The organism is Longimonas sp., from assembly GCF_046498435.1.
In the GTDB taxonomy this organism is placed as follows: Bacteria; Bacteroidota; Rhodothermia; order Rhodothermales; family Salinibacteraceae; genus Longimonas.
Map to the genome: position 1 here is coordinate 1 of NZ_JAWOAR010000126.1, position 4,598 is coordinate 4,598.

5 protein-coding genes are annotated in these 4,598 nt (G+C 59.1%); 3 read left to right on the forward strand and 2 right to left on the reverse strand.

Annotated elements, in window-relative coordinates:
* On the forward strand, window positions 1-288 hold a 288-nt coding region (locus R6U20_RS04890; RefSeq protein WP_410336747.1), incomplete at its 5' end, for a nitroreductase family protein.
* Between the two features lie 205 nt (window positions 289-493).
* On the opposite strand, the gene R6U20_RS04895 is transcribed toward R6U20_RS04890, so the two are convergent.
* Together R6U20_RS04895 and proB are read right to left on the reverse strand one after the other, a co-directional pair.
* Window positions 494-1,792, reverse strand: a complete 1,299-nt coding sequence (locus tag R6U20_RS04895) for a glutamate-5-semialdehyde dehydrogenase (protein WP_410336748.1) — start codon at window positions 1,790-1,792, stop codon at window positions 494-496.
* 96 nt (window positions 1,793-1,888) lie between these two features.
* The gene (gene proB, locus R6U20_RS04900; RefSeq protein ID WP_410336749.1) at window positions 1,889-3,025 is read right to left on the reverse strand and encodes a glutamate 5-kinase; all 1,137 of its coding nucleotides are present in this window, start codon (window positions 3,023-3,025) and stop codon (window positions 1,889-1,891) included.
* Between the two features lie 349 nt (window positions 3,026-3,374).
* Between proB and R6U20_RS04905 the strand changes: the two genes are divergently transcribed.
* Window positions 3,375-4,007, forward strand: coding sequence for a hypothetical protein (locus R6U20_RS04905; RefSeq protein ID WP_410336750.1), 633 nt, complete (start codon window positions 3,375-3,377; stop codon window positions 4,005-4,007).
* A gap of 403 nt (window positions 4,008-4,410) precedes the next feature.
* On the forward strand, window positions 4,411-4,598 hold a 188-nt coding region (locus R6U20_RS04910), incomplete at its 3' end, for a glycosyltransferase family 2 protein (RefSeq protein WP_410336751.1).

The following is a 4,598-nucleotide window of genomic DNA, read 5'->3' on the forward strand; positions in this document are numbered from 1 at the left end:
CTGGCCGGGGACCTGGCCCGGGTCTGTCTGGACCAGTCATGGATCGGCCGGGCCGCCGTGAATTTTCTGATGGCCGCAGATTTGGCGGCAGTGGAAGCGGCCCTGGGTGCCAGAGGGTACCGGTATGTAATGATGCATGCCGGAAGGATCGGTCACCGGGTCTATATGGCAGCCCAGGAGCTGGGAATGGGATGCTGCGGCATCGGGGCCATGTATGACGGTGAAGCAGCGGACCTGCTGGGGTTGACTACTCGGCGGAGCCGCTTCGCTCAAGATGACAGCATGTAAGAGAGGTGCGTTACTACCCTAAGATTGACCTGTGACAGAGCAGTAGTGAATGCAGAGGGCAAAGGTCTGTTACACTCCAATGAACCCGATTTATCTACGCACACCTCACTCGTACGCCCCGTTCAAAGTGATCAGCTTTCTGCATGACGGATTCGGGCATACGATGGCGACGCTCGAAGACAGGTGCACGCGCCACCATAAAACGCTAATGCTCGGGCACCGGGTGGCGCGTTTCTCCCGCTCCATACACCACAAACTTCTGCGTAGTCAGCGCTTGCAGACCCATCGGACCGTAGGCGTGCAGTTTGGTCGTTGAGATGCCAATCTCGGCGCCCAGCCCGAGCTCGCCGCCATCTGAAAAGCGCGACGACGCGTTTACGAGCACGACCGAGGCATCGACCGTGCGTGTAAAGTGGCGCGCGGTGGGCAGGTCGTCGGTCACGATCACCTCGGTGTGGTTGGATCCGTAGGTGGCGATGTGATGCCGAGCGGATTCACCATCGTCTACCACGCGCATCGCAATGGTAAGGTCGAGGTATTCGGCGGCGTAGTCGTCTTCGGTGGCTGGTTCCACGCCGGGCACGCGGGCCTGCACCTCTTCGTCGCCGCGCACGGTCACACCAGCATCCTGTAGCAGCTTGCACGCCCGGGGCACGTACGTGTCGGCGACGTCCTCGTGCACGAGCAGCGTCTCCAGCGCGTTGCAGACGCTCGGACGCGAGGTCTTGCCGTCGATGAGCAGGTCGTCGGCGATGTCGAGGTCGGCCTTGGCATCCACATACAGGTGGCAGACGCCTTTGTAGTGCTTGATAACGGGGATGCGGCTGGTTTCGTCGACGAAGCGGATGAGCCCCTCACCTCCACGCGGAATAACCAGGTCGATGTGCTGGTTCAGCGTGAGCATTTCTTTCACCGCGGCACGGTCGGTCGTCGGCACCAGCGTGATGGCGGCCGGGTCCACATCTTGGGCTTCGAGCGCTTCGTGCAGGGCGTCGGCAATGGCATGGTTGGCGTGGAAGGCTTCGGAACCGCCCCGCAAGAACACGGCGTTTCCGGCTTTGAAGCAGAGCCCAGCGGCGTCGGAGGTGACGTTGGGGCGGGCCTCGTAGATCATGCCGATGACGCCCAGCGGAATGCGCATGCGCCCCACTTCGATGCCGCTGGGACGCGTGGTGGTGGCCGACATCTGTCCGACGGGATCCGAGAAGCTGGCGACTTCACGCAGGGCGGTTGCCATTTTCTGGAGGCGTGTCTCGTTAAGCACGAGTCGGTCGATCATAGCATCGGGCAGGCCATCGTTGCGGGCCCCGGCCACATCGGTGTCGTTGGCATCGAGAATGGCGGCCTGGTGGTCGAGCAGCGCATCGGCCATGTTGTGGAGCACGCGGTTTTTACGTGCGGTGGAAAGGGTCGCTACCTGCCGCGCCGCCTGACTGCACGCTGCGGCCAGCGATTCAATCGAGGGGTCGGTTGCGGTTGTTGATTCGGACATTGCGTTGGCCATACGTCGAGGTCTCCGTGTTGTGAAAGGTGCGGTGCGGTGCGCGAGGCACGTACCTATACCCCACCCAGAGCCGCTTGTGCCAATGCGTAGCCGGGCCTATAGCAACACCAGATCGTCGCGGTGAATAACGTAATCGGTCGGAGCCGTGTCAAGGATGCGCGCGAGCGCCGTGCTTTGCTTACCCTGAATGGCTCGCACATCCGCCGCACTGTACTGCGTGATGCCTTTTGCAATCGGGACCGAATCCGTTGCTTCGTGCTGGGCCACCACTACCGCATCCCCCTGGGCAAACGTGCCCTGCACACCTACAATGCCCGATGGCAGCAGCGAAGCCCCCTGCTCCCGGAGCGCTTTAGCCGCGCCTGAGTCTACGAGCAGCGTGCCGGTGGTGGGCAGCGCATGGCGCATCCAGTGCTTTCGGCTGGAGAGTTGGCGGTCGGGAGATGCCCCCGTGAACAGCGTGCCGGGCACCGTACCGTTATGCAATGCATCGAGGTGGGCGCGCTTTTTGCCGTTGATGATAACAGCCGGTATGCCCCGGTCGGTGGCTTTCTCGGCGGCTTCGATCTTCGTGCGCATCCCCCCGGTAGCCGCTGCGTGATGGCTCCCTCCTGCCAGCGCATGAACCGACGCGTCGATCCGGTCTACGTTGGGGATGCGCGTGGCATCCGGCGTGGTGTGCGGATCGGCGTCGTAGAGTCCGTCAACGTCGGAGCACATCACGAGCAGGTCGGCCTCGGCCAGCACGGCCACGAACGCCGCCAGGTTGTCGTTGTCGCCTACGTGTAGCTCCTCGACGGCCACGGTGTCGTTTTCGTTTACAATGGGCAGCGCGCCGGTGTCAATGAGCGCTGAGAGGGTGTTCTTGGCGTTTACGAAGCGCGCCCGGCGGCGTAGATCGTCGTATGTGAGCAGGACCTGCGCGCACGGGACGTCGAAGAGGCGGCTCCAGTGCTGCATGAGAAGCGACTGCCCGATGGCGGCCATCGCTTGCTTTTCGGGAATGGTGAGCGGCGCGGTGGTATCCATGCGGCCCTGCGTGGCGCGTCCGGCAGCGACGGCCCCCGACGATACCACAATCACGGTCTTGCCTTGTGCGCGGTGCTCCCGAATCCACTGCGCAATGGGAAGCAGGTAGCGTGTGGAGCAGCCACGTGCATCGGGCGCGATGAGGGCGCTGCCCACTTTTACGACGGCGGTTTGCCAGGCGGGCAAGGGCTGATCGTCAGACATACAGGGATGGGTGTGTGAAGGGGAGGGCAATGCCATTCAACCGCTTGAGACAATTGCTGATATGACCCAACCCTGCCATTGCGAGCGCCAACACGCTGCATGACAGTTTATCAGCTACGAGACGTTGAAACGAAGGCTTGCTCCAAAAGTCCCCGTGTTTCGTCTTAGAAGGTAGGGCCTCCATATATGGATAGGCCAATGCCTCACCATACATTGCACCATTAGGATTAGAAACTAAATTATATGTGCAGATGCCACATGCGACCATACTTTTTTTGGTGAATTAGCACTATAACCAAAACAATTACCCCTGTGACCTCAATCCGCGTTCTCAAAACGCTTTCCCCCCATGGATACAAAAAACTGTACCTTACAGCCCACCTGGTGCCTTCAAAAAGGCAGCCCGCTGGCCCTGATCCTCCTGCTCCTGTGGTCTCCTCTGCTCGTGGTTTATGGGCAGCCCACCCCAAGAGTGGTCGAGGCTTCGTCTCCTGATCTCTCACTGTTTTCTGTTCGCGTTGTTGAGCAAAACAGGCTGCTGCTGGGCGATGCAGCACCCCACTTGCGCGAGCAGGCGATGCAAAACATCATCGACCATAATCGTAATGCCCCAGGGACCTACGACTGGAGCGGGGTAGGATCGGCTCTCGTTCGTATCTACCAAAATGATCCGGACCCGCAACTGCGAATCATGGCCGTCTCTGCCATCTACACGATGGGGGATAAGCGCTCGATTGATGCCATGAATCGTCATAACTGGTTTCTTCGAGACGCCCGCGCACAACGACGCTTACCTTACACGCCTTCGCGAGCCGAGCGAATAAGCGACCACGCGGTACGGATGTACTATCACACGGCCAATATCCAGCGCGCGGATGAACGTATCCAGCGTCGGATCGCCCGACATACAGCCAAGGCGCTACAGCACAACGAAAGAGCACAAGAGCTTAGTAGTCGGTTGTCCCCTGAAAACAAACCATAGGATCGCTTTATAGGCAAGATCTGGAGCCACGATATACTTTTATACATGCAGTCCCTCAAGTACTGAAGTCCGGTGCACTGCATCGGACTTCTGCTTTGGGGGGTTATACGAATTTAAAGGTAGTCGCTAATCCTGAAGAGATCGATGTTGTCAGAGGAAAGATAGATCCCAGACCCGCTTTCGACAGGGGGTGGGATTGTCCGGGGCATAATGCGTTCCTCATGATGCTCCTAAAGCGCATCTCTTTACGTGTTAACATTCCCCCTCCCCTGCACCAGGCTTACCCATGTAGAGGCGGGGATAGTGTACATTCAACATACCATAACACAACGGGAAAACGGATAGGCTGCGCGTAAATTAGGGAGTGTTCGGTGTCCACCTAACCATAAAACGCTGCGCCATTATGCCTGCTTCCTCTCTCCATGCGCCTCCTCGTGTTAGTATTGGACTTCCGGTATACAACGGAGCCAACTATCTTGAAGCTGCCCTTGATTCGGTATTGAACCAGACCTTTACAGATTTTGAGCTTATCATCTGCGATAACGCTTCGACCGATGCAACCGAGGCGATCTGTAGGGCGGCAGCCAAACG

Excerpts from the sequence above, each read along its gene's own strand:
- R6U20_RS04895 (WP_410336748.1), bottom strand. The coding sequence starts at position 1,792 with ATGGCCAACGCAATGTCCGAATCAACAACCGCAACCGACCCCTCGATT.
- proB (WP_410336749.1), bottom strand. The coding sequence starts at position 3,025 with ATGTCTGACGATCAGCCCTTGCCCGCCTGGCAAACCGCCGTCGTAAAA.
- R6U20_RS04905 (WP_410336750.1), top strand. The coding sequence starts at position 3,375 with ATGGATACAAAAAACTGTACCTTACAGCCCACCTGGTGCCTTCAAAAA.